Origin of the sequence: Bacteroides faecis MAJ27 (genome assembly GCF_900106755.1) — a bacterium.
Lineage (GTDB): Bacteria > Bacteroidota > Bacteroidia > Bacteroidales > Bacteroidaceae > Bacteroides > Bacteroides faecis.
This window is the reverse complement of sequence record NZ_FNNN01000031.1, coordinates 1-21,629: the sequence shown is the minus strand read 5'-3', so window position 1 is coordinate 21,629 and position 21,629 is coordinate 1. Positions and strand designations below refer to the sequence as shown.

The following is a 21,629-nucleotide window of genomic DNA, read 5'->3' as shown; positions in this document are numbered from 1 at the left end:
TAAATTTAAGATGTTTATTTCATATCATTAGTTTTTCAATTACACCATCCACGCAAACAGATAGTGAACCAAAGGTAAGAAAAAAACTACCGCTGACAATAAAAACAGAAATAAATTCTTCTGACTAAAAAAATAAGCCGACCGGATTTTATAAAAACGAAAGAAGGTGCATTGGTCATCCCAATACACCTTCTTTTTATATACTGATTGTTATTCAGTCAATTAGTTCTTCGGCAAAGCTTCTTTAACTACCATCGGACGGCCTACATATTCAGCACCGTTCAATTCTTTAATAGCATTAGCAGCTTCTGCATCATCCGGCATTTCAATGAAAGCAAAGCCCTTTGATCTTCTTGTTTCACGATCTGTGATTAATTTAACTGAAGCAACTGCTCCATACTCTTCCATTACGTTTCTCAAGTCTGATTCCTTAACATTATAGTTAAGATTTCCAATGTACAAATTCATAAAATACAAATATAAAAAATTAATAATTTCAATAACAAAGTTCTTTGGAAGTTCTTAATCAGAGATGGATATGCTCAATAAATGAGAAGATTCATGTGAAATAATCAAATCAAAATACCTTTTATTGTTTAATGAGTACAAATAACGGCATTTCGTGGGAATAACACACTATGTTTACCCTTTTTTCTTTAGTAAAATATCCTTTTTTATGAAATAAGGCCAAAACTTAACGCATGATGTTTCAGTTATGCTCTGTAAACAAGTCAGAGGTTGCATTTACTCCTTTTGCTGATACTTAGGCATAAATTCTTCAAAGAACGAACGTTTATAGCTCCCGCCAAGTGCTATCTCATAAGTCTTTATATATACGTCATTCGTATCGAACGAGTCAATGTGTGAAGTATTGACGATATAAGATTTATTCACCCGAAGGAACAATTTATCCGGCAATTGTTCGTGGATATTTTTCAGGTTCATTTTAGTTATAATACGCTGATCTTCCAGCTGAAGAATAGAATAATCCTTTAGCCCTTCAATAAAAAGGATACTACTGAAGTTAATTTTGAAATACCGCCGTTCCGACTTAATAAAAAGATAGTCTTCCCGAATATTTTCTACCTTTTCTGGTTCTGCCGACACCAATAACTTATGATAAGCGACCGCTTTATTGACTGCCTTCAGAAAACGACTCAGTTCAATCGGCTTTATCAAATAATCTACAGCATTCACTTCATAGCTATCAAGGGCATATTCAGCGTATGCAGTGGTGAAGATGACCAGTGTATTCTCCGGAATACTTTGAGCAAACTCCATACCAGTGATACCGGGCATCTGAATATCAAGGAAAATCAAATCGACTGTGTGCCCACTCATAAAGGCGGATGCAGCCACAGCGTTATTAAAGCTACCCGCCAACTCTAATTGGGGAACCTGCTCTATCAGAGATTTCATGCCTTTCCGGGCTACGGGTTCATCATCTACAATAATACAGTTCATAAGCTTAAACGTAAATTGACACTATAGGTTGTTGCTAAATCTTTTATCTCTAACGTATATCCTGAGCCATATAACAACTCCAGTCTTCGCCGCACGTTTGCCAATCCGATCCCTCCTTCCCGTTTCACCGGAACAGAAGGTTTTGAGTTTTCACAACGGAATGACAGTTCATGATCATGCAACGTAAAATAGATATGTACATAAGACAAGTTATCACTATCCGGATTATGTTTTACCGCATTTTCCACAAAAGGAATAAACAGCAACGGCGGTACACAAACATGATTCATATCTCCCTCTTTCGACACCAAATACTCAAAATGATCCCGACGTACCTTTTCCAATTCAAGGAAGCTGGTCAGAAACTGAATATCCGCATTCAGTGAAACCTCCTTACGGGTACTGTCATTAAATTGGTAACGAAGCAGATCATTCAATTTCCCCAATATCTGAGAGGCTTCATCAGGGTCTTCTTTTACTAATATATTGGCATTGTTCAACATATTGAAAAGGAAGTGCGGATTTATCTGATTCTTTAATTGCTGAAGCTCCGTCTGCATCGTCGTATTCTCCAGTTCCGATATTTTTCTGCCGGAAATAATCCAACGCCGGAACATCTCAAAGCTGGTACTGCTCCCTGCTATCAAAGTTAGTACAAGTATGGAGTGAATGATACTCCAGAATGAAAAAGACTGCCCGTCCTGCAAACTGAATTCACTGATACCGTATTGCCGGTGAAGTGGATAAAAACAAACCAGCCCCAATAATGCACTAAAAACAATAACCCCCAGAAAGGATGCCCAATAAAAAATGAATTGGCGTTTGCCCAAAAAACGAGGGAGCAACTGATAAATATTCATATAGATGGGGAAAGAAAAGATAAACACACTCACCAGATATGCATACAGGAAACCTTCTTTATTAAAACTGCCATACACGTTCTGAAAAGCCAGAAAACAAATCAGCGACATCAGTAATAAATGACGAATCATCCTGTATGGACGGTCGACCAAAACCCTTCCCAAATAATATATATTTTCCGTATCTTTCATTACATCAATTTTAGATTGGTGGTACATGACGACTGATGATCATATTGATTCTCCAATAAATAATGTCCGGGATATAATAAATCCAGTCGCTTCTGAAGTTGCCCGAATGCTGGTAACGAAGCCTGAGGCATATGCTGCAATGTATTCATATCCGAACAATGATATGTGCAAGTAAAAAGCAATCCTTCTTCTTTTGCCTGAAAGCCAATTGCTATCTGATTCTCCGCTCCATCTTCATTATCCGCACTTTCCCGGACAGCATATTCTATAAGAGGCATAAACAATAAAGGAGGAATTTGAATATATCGTACTTCATTCTCCACTTGAATCTTATATTCAAGCCGTTCATTGTACATTTTCTCTAATTCCAGATAATCTGTAACAAAATGGATTTCATCACTTAAAAATACTTTTTCGTGTACACTTTCATAAAGCTGATATCGGAGCAGGCTGCCCAGCTTAAAAATGAGTGCCGAAGCTTTATCCGCATCTTTCTTTGCCAGCAGTTGCGCCTCATTTAACATTTTCGAAAGAAAGTCCGGCTGAATCTGTTCTTTCAGACGAGTCAATTCAGTCTGAAGATTATCGTTCTCCAATTTATTCAGCAATTGTTGATCGTTCACCCAGCGACGGAAAAATAGAGTAAAAGAGAAAGTCAGGAAATACAAAACAAATGCTATCACATTAATCAAAAGGAAAAGAAAAAAAATAGGATTGATCGTTACGATCTGATCAGGAATCTTATAATACTGCTTCAGAATATATAGACCGCCCATCATAAACAGTGCCATAAATACAATAAGATACCCCATATAGCCGGCATAAGCCTTGTATCGTCCCTTAAACAGATATCTAGGAATCAACACATTAGTATTCAAATAGATTAATCCCGAAAACGTCAGGATCATCAGTAAATTTATGCCTGTCGACAAATTAAATCCGAAGCCAACCTCCCTGACGAGATTTCCCCTGAACACCATAAAGGATATGATTAAAAATACCCCTATGACTTTTAATGCTGAATATAATATTCGTTTCACTGACATAAGGCGATAAAGTTACTACTTTTTCAGAACTTATACTTCATTCCCATCGAAACATACATAGCCGGCTTAAAATAAGGATCGATATCTTTGGACATATCCTTGAAAAAAGCTTTTAATGTACGTGTTGTATAATAAGCAATCCGGCTGCACGATAATCCACCGATAGCAGTTATAGCAAGAGAAGACCCCAAATTCAGTTCCGGCTGTAATCCTACAATGATGTATTGCTGGGAGAACATAACATCTTTTCCTTCTCTTTCTACTAATGCCAACGCGCCGTTCATCTCTGCCATCAAACTAACTTTCAGATATTTATTTAGGTGCATCCCTGCCGATACTTCCATTGCATTCATCATGGAAACTTTGATCTCATAACGCCCTTCCGTACTCCAATCAAAGTATATGGCCGGAAAAATCATGGGATAGCCAAACGTATTATTGATCGCCAGTCCGGCCCCAAGAGACAGATTCGGTTTCAACTGCCGGATAAAGACAGCTCCTCCCTGTCCCAAAACATTCTTCATTCTTATATCGGAAGCTGTATAAACGCCTACACCAACTGTAGTCAGCAGCATCCATTTCTTACTGACCGGACGGATGTTGGTTACTCCCAATTGTAAATTTATAGTCTGATCGATGTCTATATAAGATTGCAGATTCTTGTTATTCATGGAAGTATAACCTCCTCCGGCCGAGACTATCCAGACAGTAGGCTGCTTCCTTTCATTCAGTTTCTGTGATACAGGAACATTCACACTCCCTTCTACAAATTTCAGATCTCCCTTTCCTCCTGTCTCCTGTCCGTTCTCATCCTTGTAAGAAGAAGATGAGATATATCCGGTTTTGACAATCACTTGTGCCCTCATAGCTTCCGGCATCCACATGAGTAAAGTAAACATACTTACTATAACATACTTCATTCTTTCTCATTTTAATTTGAATGAAACAAAAATAGATCTTTATATCACGAACATAAGAAATAGTAGACCAACTTTATCATCCCGTATACAAAACACGTATTTTCTGACTTTATTCTTCATTCTTTGCTTTTTTATTTTAACTTTGTCCGTACATCCCTTGAGATGCAGGCTGAATTTGAAATTTAATAAATGACTAATTATGGAAATAAAAAAATTTATCGAAAACTATCGGGAAGCCTTTGGCGAATATGCTGAATTGCCTATCCTGTTCTGGTACTCGGACATTCTTGAAAATGAAACGGAGAAAGTGAACGGATGCTTCTTTAAAAGCATGGATAAAGTCAGGGAAGGTAATACCATCAGCCTGAATGCGGAAACAATTGGTTGCGGTGGCGGTAAGTTTTATACCGGATTCACTGACATGCCCGAACGTGTCCCGACATTTGTATCTCTGAAAGAGAGATATAAGCAGACACCGGAAATGGTGAAGAGCTTTATTGAACAACTGGGAGTGCCACGGGCAGAAAAACAATATCTGCACTTTGCCCGTATCGATAAAGTTGAAAACTTCGATAAAGCAGAAGGAATCCTTTTTCTGGCAAATCCGGATATATTGTCCGGGCTGACTACCTGGGCTTTCTTCGACAATAATAAGGAAGATACAGTCATTTCCACCTTCGGGTCCGGTTGCAGTTCGGTGGTCACACAGACAATTTTAGAGAATCGTAAAGGGGGCTACAGAACATTTATCGGTTTTTTTGATCCTTCTGTACGCCCCTATTTTGAAGCTGATATACTGAGCTATACCATTCCAATGTCGAGATTTAAAGTGATGTATGAGACAATGCGCAGCAGTTGTCTATTTGATACTCATGCATGGGGAAAAATCCGGGAAAGAAACAATAATAACCACAAAGAATAAAAAGATGGATTTTATACTTCGGCCTTGGCTAGAATCTGACGCCAAAGATCTGACGATACATCTGAATAATAAAAAGATATGGGATAACTGTAGGGACGGATTACCTTTTCCATATACAGAAACAGCTGCTGACGCTTTCATTAAATATGCTTCGGAACAAGTGGAACAAAATGAATTTTGTATCGAAGTAAATCATGAGGCGGTCGGTAATATCGGATTTGTTCGTGGGACTGACGTCGAACGCTTCAATGCAGAAGCCGGCTACTGGATTTCAGAAACATACTGGAACAAAGGCATTATGACAGCTGCTTTGAAAGAAGCAATAGAGCATTATTTCCGGTATACAGATGTAATACGTATCTATGCTACGGTGTACGAATACAACACCGCATCAATGCGCGTGCTGGAGAAAGCCGGATTTCAGAAAACAGGAGTACATCGTAAGGCATGTTTCAAAAATGGGCAGTTCATTAATGCACATTATTATGAACTACTGAAAAACAAATCGTAACCCTTTGTCTTGTTATCGGCCACTAACCACATATAAATAAGTCAAGGCTGATCAAAAAGTGCCTTTCCGGTTATTCTCCCTCTGACAACGATGTGACAAAGAGAAGAATGACTCCCCGGACCTTTCGATCAGCCTTGCATTACCTGTTTCATTTTCCTATTAACCTTCGGTCAATAGTTCCGAATCCCGATTATCTCTCAGTAAAGACAAAGTAATAAGTTCTGTGATCAGGTCTTTATAGGAAATTCCACTTACTTCCCAAAGCTTCGGATATAATGCCAGACACCATTTTTATCGACTCCAATGAGTAAAGGAATAAGTCTGGCTCTGTCGACAGCATTAAAGATGTTAGTAGCTGACCTCAACGAGACTTCATGTTCAGCGGATTTTCCTCCAAATATAACGGCAACTTTTAGTTTCATAAATTATGTGTTTAATGATGGACAGCAAAGGTAAAACAAAAAGGATTGACTCCTCTCAATACTCGTTGTTTTCTCTCTTTTTTGTGCATACTTATGTTTATACATCTTACATAAACGAGATATCCCGATTCATCACGAACCGGGATATCTCCATGAGTTATTACTTTCGAAGTCTTACTTAATTACTTCACTTCTTCGCCTTTTTCATTCAGAAGTACGGTTACTTCCTGGGCGTCTTTTGTAGTAAGAATTACTTTATAAACCTTGCCAGTCTCTTTTTCGGCAACATACGCTTCCTTGATGGTAGCACCTTCATAGCTCTTAGCTATTGCTTGCGCCACTGCTTCCGGCAAGTCTTTCACTTCAACTTTTGTGTATTCATCTTGTGGAGCCTGAGTCTGATTCTCCACAACCGGAGTGTTACTTACTTCCTGTGCAAATGCTACAGAGCTACCTAATCCCATTACCAATGCTACTGCTACTAATACCTTTTTCATAATCGTAATTTTTTAGTGTGAATAATTGAGTTATTGTTTTATTCTCTCTTATACTCAATAAGTTGCAAAGCGGATGCCAGAAATGCACAAAATGATATACAACTGATATTCAGGCATATAGAAATCTTTATCATCAACAATAGTGTGGAATTATGTAGAATTTGATGATACATATTGTGGAAAAGTGAATCAATAACCACAATTTTACAAGAACTGATTTCCTTATCACAGTGTTATATAAATAAATACCTAATTTTATAACAATGAAAAAGGAAATTTTAAAAGAGCTTATAGCTAAGCCGGGCAAAGAGCATCACGTCTCTGATTTCAATCCCTCCTTTACAACTGATATGTCTAAACAAGATGCCAAAGAGCAATTGGGCAAAGATATCGAAAGACTATCTGAATTGCAGAGTATGCTATATGCGCAAGACTGCTACTCTATTTTGGTCATTTTTCAGGCGATGGATGCTGCCGGCAAAGATGGTACAATTAAACATGTAATGTCCGGGATTAATCCACAGGGATGCCAGGTATATTCCTTCAAACAACCTTCTGCCGAGGAACTGGACCACGATTATCTTTGGAGAATCAACCGTTCATTACCCGAACGGGGACGAATCGGAATTTTTAATCGTTCGCATTATGAAGATGTACTAATAGCCAAAGTACATCCCGAAATCGTATTATCCAATAAGCTGCCTAATATCACAAAAACAGAAGACATTGATTCTGACTTCTGGCAACACCGTTACCGACAAATTAATGATTTCGAACGCTATCTGACAGAAAACGGAACAGTCATTATCAAATTCTTCCTCAACGTTTCAAAAGAAGAACAGAAAAAAAGATTTCTGGAAAGACTGAACGATGAATCGAAAAACTGGAAGTTTTCCTCTGCCGATATCAAAGAACGACAATACTGGAATCACTATATGAAAGCTTATTCGGATGTACTAACGGAAACATCTACAGAAATCGCTCCATGGTATGTAATCCCTGCCGATAATAAGTGGTTCATGCGATATGCAGTCGGGCGCATTATCTGTACACGTATGGAAGCACTCGATTTACATTATCCGCAGTTATCTAAAGAAGAATTAGAAAAACTTGAAGAATGCAAAAAGAGTGTATCCGATATTAATTTCTAGATCGCATCATGCACTGTCTTTTCCAGTTTTAACGGGTTATTGCTTCCGGGACTTGACAAACGCCTTTTAATGTTGTATATTTGTAAGCAGAAGCAATGAACTCTTAACCAAAACAAGTATAATATGACAACAAAACAGCTCCATTTGCGGATATAAATCGAGTTAAATACTATCAACCTATAAAATAAAGGCTACAGCTTCCATGTGAAGTTGCAGCCTTTTTTGTTGTAAAAAAGTCGTTTAAATAGCCAAAAACAGGAAAATAGAGTTTATAATAAACTTGGATACCGTTTATAATAAACTATCACGGAATTTATTATAAACGCAATCATCGTTTATTCATAAAACATACATTTTTTTCATAAAGCCAGAAAGAAGTTTACTATGTTCTCATCCATTTTTCCAAACATAAAAAACAAAAAATAATAAAATTGTACGTATCATCAAAAAATAACATTATTTTTGTAAACATCAAAACTCCCGGTGGGACTATGAATTACAAAATCATCTAATGCAGATTAAACTTTTCCGAAATAGAATAGTCTAATCTTTAAGATATTATCATCTAAACATTAAAGTCATCAATGAAAATGGAAACATCTGCCAAAGCCAAACTCTATTCGCTGAATTACAGCAATGTGAAAACTTATCTGTTCACCCTGTTATTTGTAGCAGGCAACATCGCACTTCCACAACTGTGCCACCTCGTACCTTATGGTGGACCGACTTTATTACCGATTTACTTCTTTACCCTAATCGCCGCTTATAAATATGGCTTTCGGGTAGGCTTACTGACAGCCATCCTTTCGCCCGTCATTAATCATTTATTGTTTGACATGCCATCCGAAGCCGTTCTCCCAATTATACTGATAAAATCAACTTTACTTGCCGGTGCCTCCGCCCTTGCAGCACACCGTGTAAAATCTGTATCTTTATTAGCTATTCTTGGAGTAGTGCTTTCTTATCAACTGATCGGAACAGCCTTTGAGTGGATGATTGAAGGAGATTTCTATATCGCAGTACAAGACTTTCGTATCGGCATTCCGGGCATACTTATTCAATGGTTTGGCGGCTACGCCCTGCTAAAAGCAATTGCAAAACTCTAAACTAAAAAAGAAAGATGGACAGAAGGGATTTTTTTAAAACAGTAGCTATTACTGGTGCCGCCATGACTATACAGCGTTCAGAGGCGATGGAAATACTGACTCAGACAATTAATAAAGCCAATGGTGACAAGCCGGATCTGGTAGCCGTTATGGGCGGTGAACCGGAAGTTATGTTCCGTCGTGCCATCAGCGAACTGGGTGGCATGAAACAATTCATCAAGCCTGGGCAGAAAGTAGTAGTGAAGCCTAATATCGGATGGGATAAAGTGCCCGAACTGGCGGGAAACACCAATCCTAAACTAATCACGGAAATCATCAAGCAATGCTTTGCTGCCGGAGCCAAAGAGGTCACCGTATTCGACCATACCTGCGACGACTGGCAAAAATGCTATAAAAACAGTGGTATCGAAGCTGCGGCAAAAGAAGCCGGAGCCAAAGTGATGCCGGCTCATCTGGAATCTTACTACAAACCTATTGATTTGCCAAAAGGACAAAAAATGAAGAAAGCGAAGGTACATGAAGCCATCTTGAATTGTGATGTGTGGATTAATGTCCCCATCCTGAAAAATCATGGAGGTGCCAACCTGACTATCTCCATGAAAAATCACATGGGTATCGTCTGGGACCGGGGATTTTTCCATCAAAACGACTTGCAGCAATGTATCGCAGATATCTGTACACTGGAAAAGAAAGCTGTACTTAATGTCGTAGACGCCTACCGCATCATGAAAACAAATGGGCCACGGGGACGTTCAGAATCGGACGTGGTGTTGGCGAAAGGACTGTTTATCTCACCCGATATTGTTGCCGTAGATACAGCCGCAGCCAAATTCTTTAACCAAGTACGCGAAATGCCGCTGGATACCGTAGGACACCTCGCCAAAGGAGAAGCACTGAAAATAGGAACAATGAACATCGACCAATTGAATGTCAAGCGAATTAAGATGTAAGCCACCATGTTAAGAAAGATACGTATCGGAATGTCAGTGGTCCTTTTTGCACTGATTACTTTTTATTTTCTCGATTTTGCGGACATTTTGCCGAATAGCTTTCATCGGTTGGCACATATACAGTTTGTCCCTGCCGTGCTATCTCTCAGCATAGGCATACTGATTGTACTGATTGCATTAACCCTGTTATTCGGACGTATCTATTGTTCCGCCATCTGTCCGATGGGAATATTGCAGGATGTCATAGCACGTATTTCAAAGTCTACGGGAAAAAAGAAAAAAAGATATAAATACAGTCCTGCAAAAAATATACTGAGATGGACAGTACTCGGAGTGACAGTTATTGCTTCCGTATGCGGATTTGTAGCAGTATTGGGACTACTGGACCCGTATAGTGCTTATGGACGTATCATTGTACATATCTTTAAACCCGTATACATGCTGGGAAACAATCTGCTGGAGTCTATATTTTCCAGATTCGATAATTACACATTTTATCAGGTAGATACCTCGATAGTAAGTCTTTCTTCCCTTCTCATAGCGATAATGACCTTTGCAGTCATTATGATATTGGCATGGAAACACGGACGTACGTGGTGCAACACCATCTGTCCGGTAGGTACAGTATTGGGACTGCTGAGCCGTTATTCTTTGTTTAAAGTCCGCATTGATACTGCGAAATGTAATGGTTGCGGGCTCTGTGCTACCAAATGCAAGGCAGCCTGTATTCATAATAAAGAGCATACGATTGACTACAGCCGTTGCGTAGATTGTTTCGACTGCCTCGAAGCTTGTAAACAGAAAGCGTTGGTTTATGCCCCTGCTTTAAAGAAACAACAGTTATCATCTGCTGTAGAAAATCCAACTTCGACAACAGCAGAGCAATCTTCAGCTACAGCAGACTCTTCCAAACGCCGTTTCCTGCTTGCCGGATTAGCCACTGCCGGAGCAGCTCCCAAGCTTCTTTCGAAAGTACAGGAATCCATTGCGACTATGGAAGGCAAAACAGCATACAAAAAAGAAAATCCGATTACGCCTCCGGGATCTGTCAGCCAGAAACGTTTTCAGCAACATTGTACATCCTGCCATCTTTGTGTCAGCAAATGCCCGTCGCATGTATTGAAGCCCGCTTTCATGGAATACGGACTAGGAGGCATAATGCAACCGACTGTCAGTTTCGAAAAAGGATTCTGTAACTTCGACTGTACCGTATGTGGTGATGTTTGTCCTAACGGTGCTATTCCTCCATTAACGGTAGAGCAAAAACATCTCACTCAGATGGGATACGTTGTCTTTATAGAAGAAAATTGCATTGTCCTTACAGACGGAACCAGTTGTGGAGCATGTTCCGAGCATTGTCCTACGCAAGCCATTGCTATGGTACCATACAAAGACGGATTGACCATCCCTCATATCAATACAGAGATCTGTGTCGGATGCGGTGGCTGCGAATACGTTTGTCCTGCCCGTCCGTTCCGCGCTGTATACATTGAAGGCAATCCTGTACAGAAAGAAGCAAAACCTTTCAAAGAATCAGAAGAACATAAAGTCGAGATTGACGATTTCGGATTCTAGCCGTGTCTTACCCAAAAAACTATCCATTATATTCCTCCTACTTTCAATAAATTCACTAAATTCGTGGCGAACTAAAAAAGAAAGTAATTCATGGAGGTATTCACTAATAACTGGAATAGTCATAAATATCAGATAGGCTATGCTTTAAGCGGAGGGTTTATTAAAGGATTTGCACATTTGGGGGTGATGCAGGCTCTGCTGGAGCATGACATCAAACCGGATATTATCTCCGGTGTAAGTGCCGGTGCACTTGCCGGAGTTTTTTATGCCGACGGAAATGAACCTCACAAAGTGCTTGATTACTTCTCCGGTCATAAGTTTCAGGACTTGACAAAGCTAGTCATTCCCAAGAAGGGATTATTCGATCTCTGTGAATTTATTGATTTCCTCCATACTAACCTGAAAGCCAAGAATCTGGAAGAGTTACAACTTCCTATGATAATCACGGCTACCGATCTTGACCACGGACGTATGGTTCATTTTCACCGTGGCTCTATAGCCGAACGTGTTGCCGCCTCCTGCTGTATGCCTGTCATGTTTGCTCCCGTCAACATCGACGGGACAAATTACGTAGATGGCGGATTAATGATGAATCTTCCGGTTTCCACCCTTCGCAGAATATGCGACAAGGTTGTAGCTGTCAATGTAAGTCCCATCATGGCACAAGACTATAAAATGAATATTGTAAGCATTGCCATGCGTTCATTCCATTTCATGTTTCGTGCCAATACTTTCCCCGAAAGAGAAAAATGTGACTTGCTGATCGAACCCTACAATCTCTATGGATATAGCAATACAGAGTTGGAAAAAGCCGAGGAAATCTTTGAGCAAGGGTACAAAATAGCCAATGATCTGATCGACCAGACGCTGGCGGAAAAAGGGAAGATATGGAAATAACTACCTTTTTCTAGAAAACATTTATGATATGAAATAAAATCTACTCTATATGAACAACGAAAACAAAATGATTATCTATCAGGTGTTTACACGCCTGTTTGGAAACAATAACAATCATTGTGTCTACAATGGAGACATTACCGCCAACGGATGTGGCAAAATGGCTGATTTCACGCTCAAAGCACTTGGAGAAATCAAAAAGTTGGGTGCTACCCATATTTGGTATACAGGCATTATCGAACATGCTACACAAACAGACTACCGCCGTTACAACATAAGTCCCGACCACCCTGCTATTGTAAAAGGTAAAGCGGGGTCTCCCTACGCTATCAAAGATTATTATGACGTAGATCCGGATTTAGCAAACGATGTTCCAGGGCGAATGAAGGAATTTGAGAATCTGGTACATCGGACACACCGTTCAGGACTGAAAGTCATTATAGATTTTGTGCCCAACCATGTAGCACGCCAATATCACTCGGATGCACAACCGGACGGCACTACCGAACTGGGAGCAAACGATGATCCAAATTACTCCTTCAGCCCATACAATAATTTCTACTACATACCGCAGGCCGAATTGCGTGCCCAGTTTGACATGAAAGAGGGTGCAGCAGAACCCTACCACGAATATCCGGCCAAAGCAACAGGAAACAATCGTTTTGACGCTACTCCGAATATTAACGACTGGTACGAAACCATCAAGCTGAACTATGGGGTGGATTATCTGAATGGTGGTACATGCCACTTCTCGCCAACTCCGGATACGTGGATAAAGATGCTGGACATTCTCTTATTCTGGGCCTCAAAAGGTATTGACGGTTTCCGTTGTGATATGGCGGAAATGGTTCCTGTAGAATTTTGGGAATGGGCTATTCCACAAGTGAAAGAAGCATATCCGGAAATTATTTTTATCGCAGAGGTTTACAATCCCAACGAATACCGTAATTATCTGTTTCGTGGAAAATTTGATTATCTATATGATAAGGTCGGCCTATATGACACACTTCGTAATGTAGCTTGCGGTTATGAATCTGCAGCTTCTATCACTCACTGTTGGCAAAGTCTGAACGGAATAGAAAAGCAAATGCTGAACTTTCTGGAAAATCATGACGAGCAACGTATCGCTTCTGATTTCTTCGCCGGAGATCCGCGTAAAGGAATCCCTGCTCTGATAGTTTCCGCCTGCATGAATACCAATCCTATGATGATCTATTTCGGTCAGGAGTTCGGAGAACTGGGAATGGATAGCGAAGGTTTCAGCGGAAGAGACGGACGAACTACGATATTTGATTACTGGAGTGTGGATACGATCCGTCGCTGGCGCAATGGCGGTAAGTTTGATGGTAAAATGCTGACCGAAGAGCATAAACGTTTGCACAGCATTTATCAGAAAGTGCTGACTCTGTGCAATGAAGAGACAGCTATCGCAAAAGGAGTATTCTTCGACCTGATGTACGCCAATAAAAACGGATGGCGTTTTGATGAACATAAGCAATATACTTTTATGCGAAAGTATAAGAATGAGTTATTGTTCATTATTGTCAATTTCGACAGCCAACTGGTTGATATCGCAATCAATATACCTTCTCATGCGTTTGATTTCCTTCAGATACCACAAATGGAGAAGTATCAGGCCACAGACTTATTGACCGGTGCCAAAGAGGAAATCTGTTTATTACCTTATAAAGCCACTGAAATTTCTGTAGGCGCTTATAATGGAAAGATTCTAAAAATTACTTTCTGATAATGAAGAATGATGAATGAAGAATTGGCTGCGCTATCACACTGCAAAGTAATTCTTCATTCATCATTCTTCATTTTATATTTCCCCGCTGAAAACAAAAATTCTCGAAGGCTGTTTAGTTAGATAAATAATTACCTCAACAGCTCCTTATGAAAAGAATTAGTTTTTTGGCAGTCATATGGTTATTATCCGTATCTGCCTTCGCAATCTTACCACCCGGCAATGTACAGACTAACTTCAAAAAGATGTACCCCAAAGCCAACGGTGTAGCCTGGTCGCAAGACGATGGATACTATTGTGCAAACTTCGTAATGAATGGATTTACTAAAAGCGTCTGGTTCAATGCTCAAGCCCAATGGCAAATGACACAGACCGACCTTGTCAGTCTCGACCGGGTGACACCTACTGTATACAATGCATTTGTATCCGGTCCTTACGCCAGTTGGGTAGTAGATGATGTAACCATGGTGGAGTTTCCTAAATGGCAGGCAATCATTGTCATCAAAGTAGGACAAGATAACGTAGATATCAAATATCAGCTTTTCTATTCTCCACAAGGAAGGTTGCTGAAAACCCGCAATGTCAGTTACATGTACGACATTCTCGGACCGGGAACATTTTTATAAAGTAAAGCCCTTGCAAAACATAAAATGATTGCAAGGGCTTCCTATTTCTATTCTTTTAAATTATTTCTTCTTTCTCAAAACGACAGCTGTACGTGCAGGAATGTAGAGTTTTAACCACTCTTTCTTTTCCTTCTTATACAACGGATCGGCAATCGTGAAATGAACCACTGAATCATCAGCAAGACCATTTCCACCAAAGACAACATTATCCGTATTCAGAATCACTTCATAAGCTCCCGGAGTAACCAAAAAACCATAATCCACAAAAGATTGTTTCGGATTGAAGTTAAATACGAATATCAAATCTTTGCGTCCATAAGCCAATATTTGGTCACCATCATTGTGCCAGATCTCCTGAACCGGAGTAGCCTGGAAATCCTTCACGCTCTTGATAACCTTCAGCATTTCAGCATCAAAGTCTCCCATATAGTGATAAGCCAGATTCTTGTTATCTACCAGATCCCACTGACGGCGAGCGTACTTACAAGACCATCCATTTCCTTCACGTGGAAAATCAATCCATTCGGGATGTCCGAATTCATTACCCATAAAGTTCAGATAACCTCCATTAATCGTTGAGGAGGTCAGCAAACGGATCATTTTATGTAAAGCGATTCCCCGATTCACTACGTAATTCTCATCCCCTTTCTGCATGTGCCAATACATGTCGGCATCAATCAGACGGAAAATAATGGTCTTATCTCCTACTAATGCCTGATCATGACTTTCCGCATAAGAGATTGTTTTTTCATCCTGCCGACGGTTGGTTACTTCCCAGAACATACTGGAAGGTTTCCAGTCCTCGTCAATCTTTTCTTTGATGGTCTTAATCCAGTAATCAGGGATATTCATAGCCATACGATAGTCAAAACCATAACCGCCATCTTCTACTTTTGCAGCAAGTCCCGGCATACCGGAAACCTCCTCGGCGATAGAGATAGCCTTCGGATTAACTTGATGAATCAATTCATTCGCCAATGTCAGGTAACAAATAGCATTGCCATCCTGATGACCATTGAAGTAATCTCCATAATTACAAAATGCTTCTCCCAGCCCGTGGCTATAATATAACATAGAAGTCACTCCATCAAAACGGAAACCGTCAAACTTATATTCTTCCAACCAGAACTTACAGTTGGACAGCAAAAAATGAATGACTTCATTCTTACCATAATCAAAGCAAAGTGAATCCCATGCCGGATGTTCACGACGTGCGCCCGGATAGAAATATTGGTTCGGATCACCGGCAAAGTTACCCAAACCTTCCACTTCGTTTTTCACCGCATGCGAATGGACAATATCCATAATAACGGCAATACCCATCTCATGAGCAGCATCGATCAATGCTTTCAACTCATCGGGAGTACCAAAGCGGGAAGAAGCTGCAAAAAAACTGGAAACATGATAACCAAAACTACCATAATAAGGATGTTCCTGAATAGCCATAATCTGAATACAGTTATAGCCTTCTTGCGCTATACGCGGAAGTATTTTTTCGCGGAATTCATTGTAAGTACCAACCTTTTCCTCCCGTTGTGCCATTCCGATATGACATTCATAAATCAACAGAGGGTTAGTAGTAGGCTTGAATGTTTTTTTCTTGAACTTATATGGTTTTTCCGGTGCCCAGACTTGTGCACTGAATATCTTGGTCTGTTCATCCTGTACTACACGTGTAGCCCAGGCAGGAATACGTTCACCTTGTCCGCCATCCCAATAAACGTTCAACTTATACAAGTCTCCGTGCTGAATGGCATCTGCCGGAAGATTGATTTCCCAATTACCATTTTTCAGTTTTTTCAGCTTATAAGCCGCTTTCTCTTCCCAATTATTGAATGTACCCACCATATAGATATGAGTAGCATTCGGTGCCCATTCACGGAACGTCCATCCTTTGGGAGTGCGATGCAGGCCAAAGTAAAGATAGCCTGATGCAAAGTCCGAAAGAGTTTGTTTTCCTTTATTTGTCAACTCGGCTTCCTTGTTCAGTGCATATTGGTGACGACCGATAATGGCGTCTGCGTAAGGTTCCAGCCAGGGATCGTTTTTGATAATGTTGAGTGTCTCTTTCATATCAGAATTGAATTAGGTTTATGCTTTTACTTTTACGATCACTTTCTTCACTCCATCCGGAGTAATGCCAGGGGCATGTCCGTCCTGAGGGAAGAAGATAGCAAACATTCCCGGTTTCACGGCTACATATGTTTCTGCCAGTCCCTCAAAGAAAGTTATATCTTTTTCTGCATTATAAGGGGCGTCGGCAGGCATACAATCTTTGGCAGCAGTATACCCCATCACTTCTGTTCCCGACAGTGGAATCTGAATATCGATAAATTCATTATGCGTTTCCAGTTTAGCCTCTTCCTTTGTTTTAGGCTTTGTCTGTGCGATATTCACTAGCAGATCTTTTCCTTTCAGTTCAGTCTTGCCTATTTCCATGGCTTGAAGATCATGAGATTTCAAGAACTCAATAGCTTGTGCAAACAAAGGATTCAAAGACGCGTATTTTTCCAGATTTTCTAAAGTATCTACTACCATATGAGTTTAATTTTTAAGTTTATATATTTAGGTATTATTTTATTCAAAATCATCAATTGTATAATTAATGAAATCAGCAAATCTCTTGAACTGTCGGAATGCTTTTTCTATCTGTTCCATCACGTCGGCCCGGGTGAAAAAATCATCAGGAACAAGATAAGAACAAACAAACTGTCTGCACTTCAAATAATCAATATATTTAAAATCTTTCGGGAATCCCTTAGGAGCAGTTTTCATGAAGTCCTCTCCCACCACAGGGAAATATTTTTTGAACTCGGGATCTTCTACTATGGAAATATACTCTTCCACATTATCATAAATGGCTTGTCGGACAGCTTTCAACACGTTGGGAGGCAGACACAGGCTTCCTCCGGCAAGCATGCTTCCATCAGGCTGCAGATGCACATAGTATCCGCAATGATCAGACTTTTTGCCTTTGGCATTGATATAGCCGCCAAAATGTATCTTATAGGGTGTTTTATCCGCAGAGAAGCGGGTATCCCGATAAATACGATAGGTACAATCTTTGGGCTGTATTCCCCGGATTGTTTCATCGAACAAAGAGATGCGGGCGATTACTGTTGCCAGAAAGTTATCAAACTCGGCACGGGCTACTTCATATTCTGACCGGTGCTCATTGAACCACTCACGATTATTATTCGCAGAAAGATCTTTTAAAAACTGAAAGATAACGGGTATGTTCATCTTCATCATTTTCTATTATTACCCTACAAACGTACAAATTTTATTTCATATAAACTACAAAACGCAACAAAAGGACATAAAAAAAGCATCGGCCTGGTAAAACCGATGCTCTAACACATTTATCAAAAAAACAGACTCTTCTGTCTCTGACGTACTTTAAGCTTTCACAAGTGAAGTACAATCTCTTTTAATTAATCTTTATCTAATACTATGAAAAACACATAGATATAACAGATAAAAAAGAAGCTTTGTTCAATGATTCTATGTATAATTCAGTTAATTTTAGTTATAGAATTAAATGCTTTCTATCGACAGGTATAATGATCCGCTCCCAGTCAATCATTGCATTGAACAACATTATATGGGTGTAATCATCCAATTGAAGCCACGAGATATCTTTCTCCACGATTAACTGATTATCCAACAGTTCAGCACGCTTGGTGCCCCGAAGTAACGGATGAGCCGGAGTATACCAGCTATTTCCGTCATATAGCGCAATATTGGCAATGGAGGTATCCGTCAGATATCCGTCTTTCACAATCAAGATATCGTCTGCATTCCCTCTTCGTCCAAACAGTTCATTCAGTCCCTCACGATTTGTTCTTTTATAGCTATAATCAATTTTGTCCGAAGTAACCAGACGCAAAGAAGCGACCATTCTCATTTGATAAGGCATGTATGTAACCTCCTCGATCTCCTTACCGTATACAATCCGGCATTTCCAGATACCGGATAAAGACTGAGAGGATATAATGCCGGTCAAATCAATGGGAGAAATATCCTTCCAAAAGGCAGCACGAGTTCTGTTCAGGCGTTCCACATGGTATGGCAGGTTATATACCTGTCCGTCTTCTACACGAATAGTTTCAATAAATAGGCACATATATTTTTTGTTTCATTTCATGATACTCACTTTGCGCTTCACTACGGCAGGTTATTCCACCTCCGCTCTTAAAATACATCCTGTCTCCCTCCTGCTCCACAAAACGTATCATAACGGCACTATCAAGATTATTCCCGTCAAAGTACCCCATCACACCCGTATAGAATCCTCTTTCATACGTTTCTGCCTCACTGATGATCTGCATGGTCTTTGTCTTAGGAGCACCGGTGATAGAACCGGCAGGCAAGAGTCTGAAAATAATATTTCCCAGATTTTCCAGATAATTATCCGGCAGGATTCCTTGTATCTCCGAACTCGTCTGAAGAATCGTTCCACGATTCGTCTGCAATTCGTCAATATATCTATATCGGGACACAGATACCCGATCAGCCACTATACTCAAATCATTGCGAATCAAATCTACAATAGTAGCATGTTCTGCTGCCTCTTTCGGGTCATCCATCAACTGCCGGACAGCTGAGGGCAAGGAGGCGTCAAGAGTTCCTTTCATGGGATAAGAACAGATTTTTCCTTGTTGGATTCTGATAAATATTTCAGGAGAGAAAACGGTAAACTGATCTCTGACCCATAATTTATACATTGCCTTCGAACGGAGGAAAATATCTTTCAGACTGAGATTCGTTTCTATCGGAGTACAACAGGTCAGGTTAGTCAGAAAACTGTTTCCTGCAAAAATATTCCGTTGAACAATATCAAATGAACGCAGATAACTTTCGAAAGATTCCGGAAATGAATTCCAATATACAGACTCTTTCAGGGCTGAAGGCACAACAGACTTATTCAAAGAAGACTGGTTGGTAAACCCATTCAGATCATATAATATTTCAGAAGAGTCGACACGCTCCACCTCTTCTACGTAAGAAGCATCCTGCAAATAATTAATGATAAAAAGAAAGGGTCGCCGGGATTGTCCCAACTGATTTATTTGTCCGATCGTTTCTTCTTTTGTATATAATTGCATAAAGTACTTTTCTTTATTGGGAGAACAAAAGTACACAAAAAGTATATGATTCGAAAGGGGAAAGTACTAAAAAAGGGTTACCGGAAAACAAATCCGGCAACCCTTTTCAATATAGAATCGGTAGTTTGTTATTTCATGGCACTTTGTACCTGAGTAAGCATTGTTTTAGCCTTTGTATCTTCCGGAGAAACTTTCATTGCTTCTTCCAGGTAACCTACTGCCTCTTTGAATCTGGCATCTGCCTTTTCTTTTTCTGCAGCATATTTATCTGCGTCAGAATTAGCCAATGGAGCAGCTTTCTTCAGGATGTTAGCACCATCATTATAGCATAAAACTCCCAAGCTATACAAAGCATTTGTTTTATATGTCTTATGATCCAATGGAATTACTTTCTTGAAACAGTCTTCTGCTTCTTCAGCTTTTCCTGCTTTCTGAGCAGCAAGTCCGGCTTTCAGATAATGAAGACCATAATTTTTAATCATTGTTTTATTAGTCGGATCTACTTTCAGACCTTCTTCCAAGGTAGCTACATACTCATCAGTCTTCTTCAAAGCATCCAATGCCAGAGCTTTACGGGCATAAGCATTGCCTGTATTGAATTTCTTCTGGATAGCGATATCGAAGAAAGTCACAGCTTCTGCATACTTTTTCACTTCATCTGCGGCCATACCACAGTAATAAGCGATTGCAGAGTCCTGATTATTCGTTTGTTTCAAATACTCGCTGAATTTAGCATAAGCTACGGGATAGTTCTTGGCATTAAAAGCGTCGCTTCCTTCTTTTTTCAATTGGTTAGGGTCAGTTTGAGCAAAAATGTTAGTCACAGTAAGACAAAATGCAAATAAAAAAATCAATTTCTTCATAACTTTATTGTGTTTTTTAGTTGTTAATCGCCCAAAAGTATAAGTAATAACAGAAAGAAGCAACACCTTTTTACCTTTTTTGAGCTTTTTGAAACCTATATAACGTTCGTTATTCTTCGTAAAACAGTCATACAAGTATCTTCGCTCTGATAAAAATCTTTCCTTTCATATCAATTAAAACGCGAAAAGAGTGATACATAGTTTAATAACATATTAATAATTAAATGGAAAGGAATTAACATGAATTTGAAAGGTTCGATAGATAGAAATAATAACAACTCATTTTATGGATATCGGCAGAAATAATAGTAGCTTTGCCCCTGGAATCATTTATTTCCACCTATAACAACGGAATTTGCCCTGGCTGAATGCCAGGGCTTTTTAATGTCTTTACAAAAAATAGAATTATGATAGTAGAAAATATGAGTATTGAAGAAATGCAGATTGAGGTTGAAAAGGATTCAGATATATTATATGCGAAAATACGGCATTTGTATGATGACATATGATTTTACTAGTGCCGAAAATAAAGTTATTATTCATATAAACCAAGGACTTATACTGGGTGACTACAACAATGACCGTAACCGTCTGTTAGCCAAGACATTCGTCTCAAAAGAAATGTTGTTTGACTCTCAGGTCTCTGTTGATAATGAGGTGGCTGAAATGAGAGACTTGGATCAATGAATAAATCTGAGGGATGAAATTACAAATTCTTATCTTTGCCTTCAAATTTATAGAAAATGGAGTTAAATGTTTATCGTCTTCTTCT

Annotated in this window: 23 protein-coding genes; 10 read left to right on the top strand and 13 right to left on the bottom strand. The window is 39.5% G+C overall.

Annotation, left to right across the window (positions count from 1 at the left end; genetic code table 11):
* Positions 1 to 222 precede the first annotated feature (222 nt).
* The 5 genes from rbpA to BLW31_RS23875 all read right to left on the bottom strand — a co-directional run bounded on the left by rbpA (position 223) and on the right by BLW31_RS23875 (position 4,482).
* On the bottom strand, positions 223 to 468 hold the full coding sequence (rbpA, locus tag BLW31_RS20550; RefSeq protein WP_010538105.1) for an RNA-binding protein RbpA: 246 nt from the start codon (positions 466 to 468) through the stop codon (positions 223 to 225).
* A gap of 276 nt (positions 469 to 744) precedes the next feature.
* Positions 745 to 1,464, bottom strand: a complete 720-nt coding sequence (locus BLW31_RS20545; protein ID WP_010538106.1) for a LytR/AlgR family response regulator transcription factor — start codon at positions 1,462 to 1,464, stop codon at positions 745 to 747.
* A complete protein-coding gene (locus BLW31_RS20540) occupies positions 1,461 to 2,516 on the bottom strand; it encodes a sensor histidine kinase (protein WP_010538107.1) in 1,056 nt (351 codons plus the stop codon). Before BLW31_RS20540 ends, BLW31_RS20545 begins: the two co-directional genes overlap by 4 nt.
* Positions 2,516 to 3,496, bottom strand: a complete 981-nt coding sequence (locus BLW31_RS20535; RefSeq protein ID WP_229035695.1) for a sensor histidine kinase — start codon at positions 3,494 to 3,496, stop codon at positions 2,516 to 2,518. The genes BLW31_RS20540 and BLW31_RS20535 overlap by 1 nt, the downstream gene beginning before the upstream one ends.
* An 89-nt stretch (positions 3,497 to 3,585) precedes the next feature.
* A complete protein-coding gene (locus BLW31_RS23875; RefSeq protein ID WP_029425557.1) occupies positions 3,586 to 4,482 on the bottom strand; it encodes a DUF6268 family outer membrane beta-barrel protein in 897 nt (298 codons plus the stop codon).
* A 199-nt stretch (positions 4,483 to 4,681) separates the two neighbouring features.
* On the opposite strand from BLW31_RS23875, the gene BLW31_RS20525 reads away from it, so the two are divergent.
* Both BLW31_RS20525 and BLW31_RS20520 read left to right on the top strand, forming a co-directional pair.
* Positions 4,682 to 5,404 carry a DUF169 domain-containing protein gene (locus BLW31_RS20525; protein WP_010538110.1) on the top strand — a complete coding sequence of 241 codons (723 nt, stop codon included), beginning with the start codon at positions 4,682 to 4,684 and terminating at the stop codon, positions 5,402 to 5,404.
* Positions 5,405 to 5,408: 4 nt separating this feature from the next.
* Complete coding sequence (locus tag BLW31_RS20520) at positions 5,409 to 5,915, top strand: GNAT family N-acetyltransferase (RefSeq protein WP_010538111.1); 507 nt, start codon at positions 5,409 to 5,411, stop codon at positions 5,913 to 5,915.
* Positions 5,916 to 6,166: 251 nt separating this feature from the next.
* Here the strand turns inward: BLW31_RS20520 and BLW31_RS25080 are convergent, their stop codons facing one another.
* Together BLW31_RS25080 and BLW31_RS20510 are read right to left on the bottom strand one after the other, a co-directional pair.
* Positions 6,167 to 6,337 (bottom strand): D-alanyl-alanine synthetase A, encoded by a 171-nt coding sequence (locus BLW31_RS25080; protein WP_010538112.1) that lies wholly within the window; start codon positions 6,335 to 6,337, stop codon positions 6,167 to 6,169.
* Between the two features lie 182 nt (positions 6,338 to 6,519).
* On the bottom strand, positions 6,520 to 6,834 hold the full coding sequence (locus BLW31_RS20510; RefSeq protein ID WP_010538113.1) for a hypothetical protein: 315 nt from the start codon (positions 6,832 to 6,834) through the stop codon (positions 6,520 to 6,522).
* Between the two features lie 263 nt (positions 6,835 to 7,097).
* On the opposite strand from BLW31_RS20510, the gene BLW31_RS20505 reads away from it, so the two are divergent.
* The 7 genes from BLW31_RS20505 (at position 7,098) to BLW31_RS20475 (ending at position 14,886) form a co-directional block, all read left to right on the top strand.
* On the top strand, positions 7,098 to 7,985 hold the full coding sequence (locus BLW31_RS20505; RefSeq protein WP_010538114.1) for a polyphosphate kinase 2 family protein: 888 nt from the start codon (positions 7,098 to 7,100) through the stop codon (positions 7,983 to 7,985).
* Positions 7,986 to 8,575: 590 nt separating this feature from the next.
* Complete coding sequence (locus BLW31_RS20500) at positions 8,576 to 9,091, top strand: hypothetical protein (protein WP_029425558.1); 516 nt, start codon at positions 8,576 to 8,578, stop codon at positions 9,089 to 9,091.
* A 14-nt stretch (positions 9,092 to 9,105) separates the two neighbouring features.
* Entirely contained in the window at positions 9,106 to 10,041 is a 936-nt protein-coding gene (locus BLW31_RS20495) for a DUF362 domain-containing protein (RefSeq protein WP_010538116.1), read from the top strand.
* A gap of 6 nt (positions 10,042 to 10,047) precedes the next feature.
* Positions 10,048 to 11,616 carry a 4Fe-4S binding protein gene (locus BLW31_RS20490; protein WP_029425559.1) on the top strand — a complete coding sequence of 523 codons (1,569 nt, stop codon included), beginning with the start codon at positions 10,048 to 10,050 and terminating at the stop codon, positions 11,614 to 11,616.
* Positions 11,617 to 11,706: 90 nt separating this feature from the next.
* Positions 11,707 to 12,513: a patatin-like phospholipase family protein gene (locus BLW31_RS20485; protein WP_010538118.1), complete on the top strand. Its 807-nt coding sequence runs from the start codon at positions 11,707 to 11,709 to the stop codon at positions 12,511 to 12,513.
* Between the two features lie 49 nt (positions 12,514 to 12,562).
* A complete protein-coding gene (locus tag BLW31_RS20480; protein WP_010538119.1) occupies positions 12,563 to 14,260 on the top strand; it encodes an alpha-amylase family protein in 1,698 nt (565 codons plus the stop codon).
* 149 nt (positions 14,261 to 14,409) lie between these two features.
* The gene (locus BLW31_RS20475) at positions 14,410 to 14,886 is read left to right on the top strand and encodes a PepSY-like domain-containing protein (protein WP_022301497.1); all 477 of its coding nucleotides are present in this window, start codon (positions 14,410 to 14,412) and stop codon (positions 14,884 to 14,886) included.
* Between the two features lie 60 nt (positions 14,887 to 14,946).
* Here the strand turns inward: BLW31_RS20475 and BLW31_RS20470 are convergent, their stop codons facing one another.
* The 6 genes from BLW31_RS20470 to BLW31_RS20445 all read right to left on the bottom strand — a co-directional run bounded on the left by BLW31_RS20470 (position 14,947) and on the right by BLW31_RS20445 (position 20,857).
* Positions 14,947 to 16,959: an alpha amylase C-terminal domain-containing protein gene (locus tag BLW31_RS20470; RefSeq protein ID WP_010538121.1), complete on the bottom strand. Its 2,013-nt coding sequence runs from the start codon at positions 16,957 to 16,959 to the stop codon at positions 14,947 to 14,949.
* An 18-nt stretch (positions 16,960 to 16,977) separates the two neighbouring features.
* Entirely contained in the window at positions 16,978 to 17,424 is a 447-nt protein-coding gene (locus BLW31_RS20465; protein ID WP_010538122.1) for a NanQ anomerase/TabA/YiaL family protein, read from the bottom strand.
* Between the two features lie 39 nt (positions 17,425 to 17,463).
* A complete protein-coding gene (locus BLW31_RS20460; RefSeq protein WP_010538123.1) occupies positions 17,464 to 18,138 on the bottom strand; it encodes a DUF2461 domain-containing protein in 675 nt (224 codons plus the stop codon).
* Positions 18,139 to 18,415: 277 nt separating this feature from the next.
* Positions 18,416 to 19,012 (bottom strand): aminotransferase class IV family protein, encoded by a 597-nt coding sequence (locus BLW31_RS20455; protein ID WP_010538124.1) that lies wholly within the window; start codon positions 19,010 to 19,012, stop codon positions 18,416 to 18,418.
* Positions 18,996 to 19,994 carry an aminodeoxychorismate synthase component I gene (locus BLW31_RS20450; protein ID WP_010538125.1) on the bottom strand — a complete coding sequence of 333 codons (999 nt, stop codon included), beginning with the start codon at positions 19,992 to 19,994 and terminating at the stop codon, positions 18,996 to 18,998. Before BLW31_RS20450 ends, BLW31_RS20455 begins: the two co-directional genes overlap by 17 nt.
* A gap of 128 nt (positions 19,995 to 20,122) precedes the next feature.
* Positions 20,123 to 20,857 (bottom strand): tetratricopeptide repeat protein, encoded by a 735-nt coding sequence (locus BLW31_RS20445; RefSeq protein WP_022301501.1) that lies wholly within the window; start codon positions 20,855 to 20,857, stop codon positions 20,123 to 20,125.
* A 495-nt stretch (positions 20,858 to 21,352) separates the two neighbouring features.
* On the opposite strand from BLW31_RS20445, the gene BLW31_RS20440 reads away from it, so the two are divergent.
* Positions 21,353 to 21,544, top strand: a complete 192-nt coding sequence (locus BLW31_RS20440; RefSeq protein ID WP_010538127.1) for a hypothetical protein — start codon at positions 21,353 to 21,355, stop codon at positions 21,542 to 21,544.
* Positions 21,545 to 21,629: the final 85 nt, after the last annotated feature.

Coding starts and splice junctions, on each gene's coding strand:
- BLW31_RS20525 (WP_010538110.1), top strand. CDS start 4,682: ATGGAAATAAAAAAATTTATCGAAAACTATCGGGAAGCCTTTGGCGAA.
- BLW31_RS20465 (WP_010538122.1), bottom strand. CDS start 17,424: ATGGTAGTAGATACTTTAGAAAATCTGGAAAAATACGCGTCTTTGAAT.
- BLW31_RS20455 (WP_010538124.1), bottom strand. CDS start 19,012: ATGTGCCTATTTATTGAAACTATTCGTGTAGAAGACGGACAGGTATAT.
- BLW31_RS20540 (WP_010538107.1), bottom strand. CDS start 2,516: ATGAAAGATACGGAAAATATATATTATTTGGGAAGGGTTTTGGTCGAC.
- BLW31_RS20520 (WP_010538111.1), top strand. CDS start 5,409: ATGGATTTTATACTTCGGCCTTGGCTAGAATCTGACGCCAAAGATCTG.
- BLW31_RS20545 (WP_010538106.1), bottom strand. CDS start 1,464: ATGAACTGTATTATTGTAGATGATGAACCCGTAGCCCGGAAAGGCATG.
- BLW31_RS20445 (WP_022301501.1), bottom strand. CDS start 20,857: ATGAAGAAATTGATTTTTTTATTTGCATTTTGTCTTACTGTGACTAAC.
- BLW31_RS20490 (WP_029425559.1), top strand. CDS start 10,048: ATGTTAAGAAAGATACGTATCGGAATGTCAGTGGTCCTTTTTGCACTG.
- BLW31_RS20460 (WP_010538123.1), bottom strand. CDS start 18,138: ATGATGAAGATGAACATACCCGTTATCTTTCAGTTTTTAAAAGATCTT.
- BLW31_RS20500 (WP_029425558.1), top strand. CDS start 8,576: ATGGAAACATCTGCCAAAGCCAAACTCTATTCGCTGAATTACAGCAAT.
- BLW31_RS25080 (WP_010538112.1), bottom strand. CDS start 6,337: ATGAAACTAAAAGTTGCCGTTATATTTGGAGGAAAATCCGCTGAACAT.
- BLW31_RS20450 (WP_010538125.1), bottom strand. CDS start 19,994: ATGCAATTATATACAAAAGAAGAAACGATCGGACAAATAAATCAGTTG.
- BLW31_RS20470 (WP_010538121.1), bottom strand. CDS start 16,959: ATGAAAGAGACACTCAACATTATCAAAAACGATCCCTGGCTGGAACCT.
- BLW31_RS20510 (WP_010538113.1), bottom strand. CDS start 6,834: ATGAAAAAGGTATTAGTAGCAGTAGCATTGGTAATGGGATTAGGTAGC.
- BLW31_RS20505 (WP_010538114.1), top strand. CDS start 7,098: ATGAAAAAGGAAATTTTAAAAGAGCTTATAGCTAAGCCGGGCAAAGAG.
- BLW31_RS20440 (WP_010538127.1), top strand. CDS start 21,353: ATGATGACATATGATTTTACTAGTGCCGAAAATAAAGTTATTATTCAT.
- BLW31_RS23875 (WP_029425557.1), bottom strand. CDS start 4,482: ATGAAGTATGTTATAGTAAGTATGTTTACTTTACTCATGTGGATGCCG.
- BLW31_RS20495 (WP_010538116.1), top strand. CDS start 9,106: ATGGACAGAAGGGATTTTTTTAAAACAGTAGCTATTACTGGTGCCGCC.
- BLW31_RS20535 (WP_229035695.1), bottom strand. CDS start 3,496: ATGGTGTTCAGGGGAAATCTCGTCAGGGAGGTTGGCTTCGGATTTAAT.
- BLW31_RS20475 (WP_022301497.1), top strand. CDS start 14,410: ATGAAAAGAATTAGTTTTTTGGCAGTCATATGGTTATTATCCGTATCT.
- BLW31_RS20480 (WP_010538119.1), top strand. CDS start 12,563: ATGAACAACGAAAACAAAATGATTATCTATCAGGTGTTTACACGCCTG.
- rbpA (WP_010538105.1), bottom strand. CDS start 468: ATGAATTTGTACATTGGAAATCTTAACTATAATGTTAAGGAATCAGAC.
- BLW31_RS20485 (WP_010538118.1), top strand. CDS start 11,707: ATGGAGGTATTCACTAATAACTGGAATAGTCATAAATATCAGATAGGC.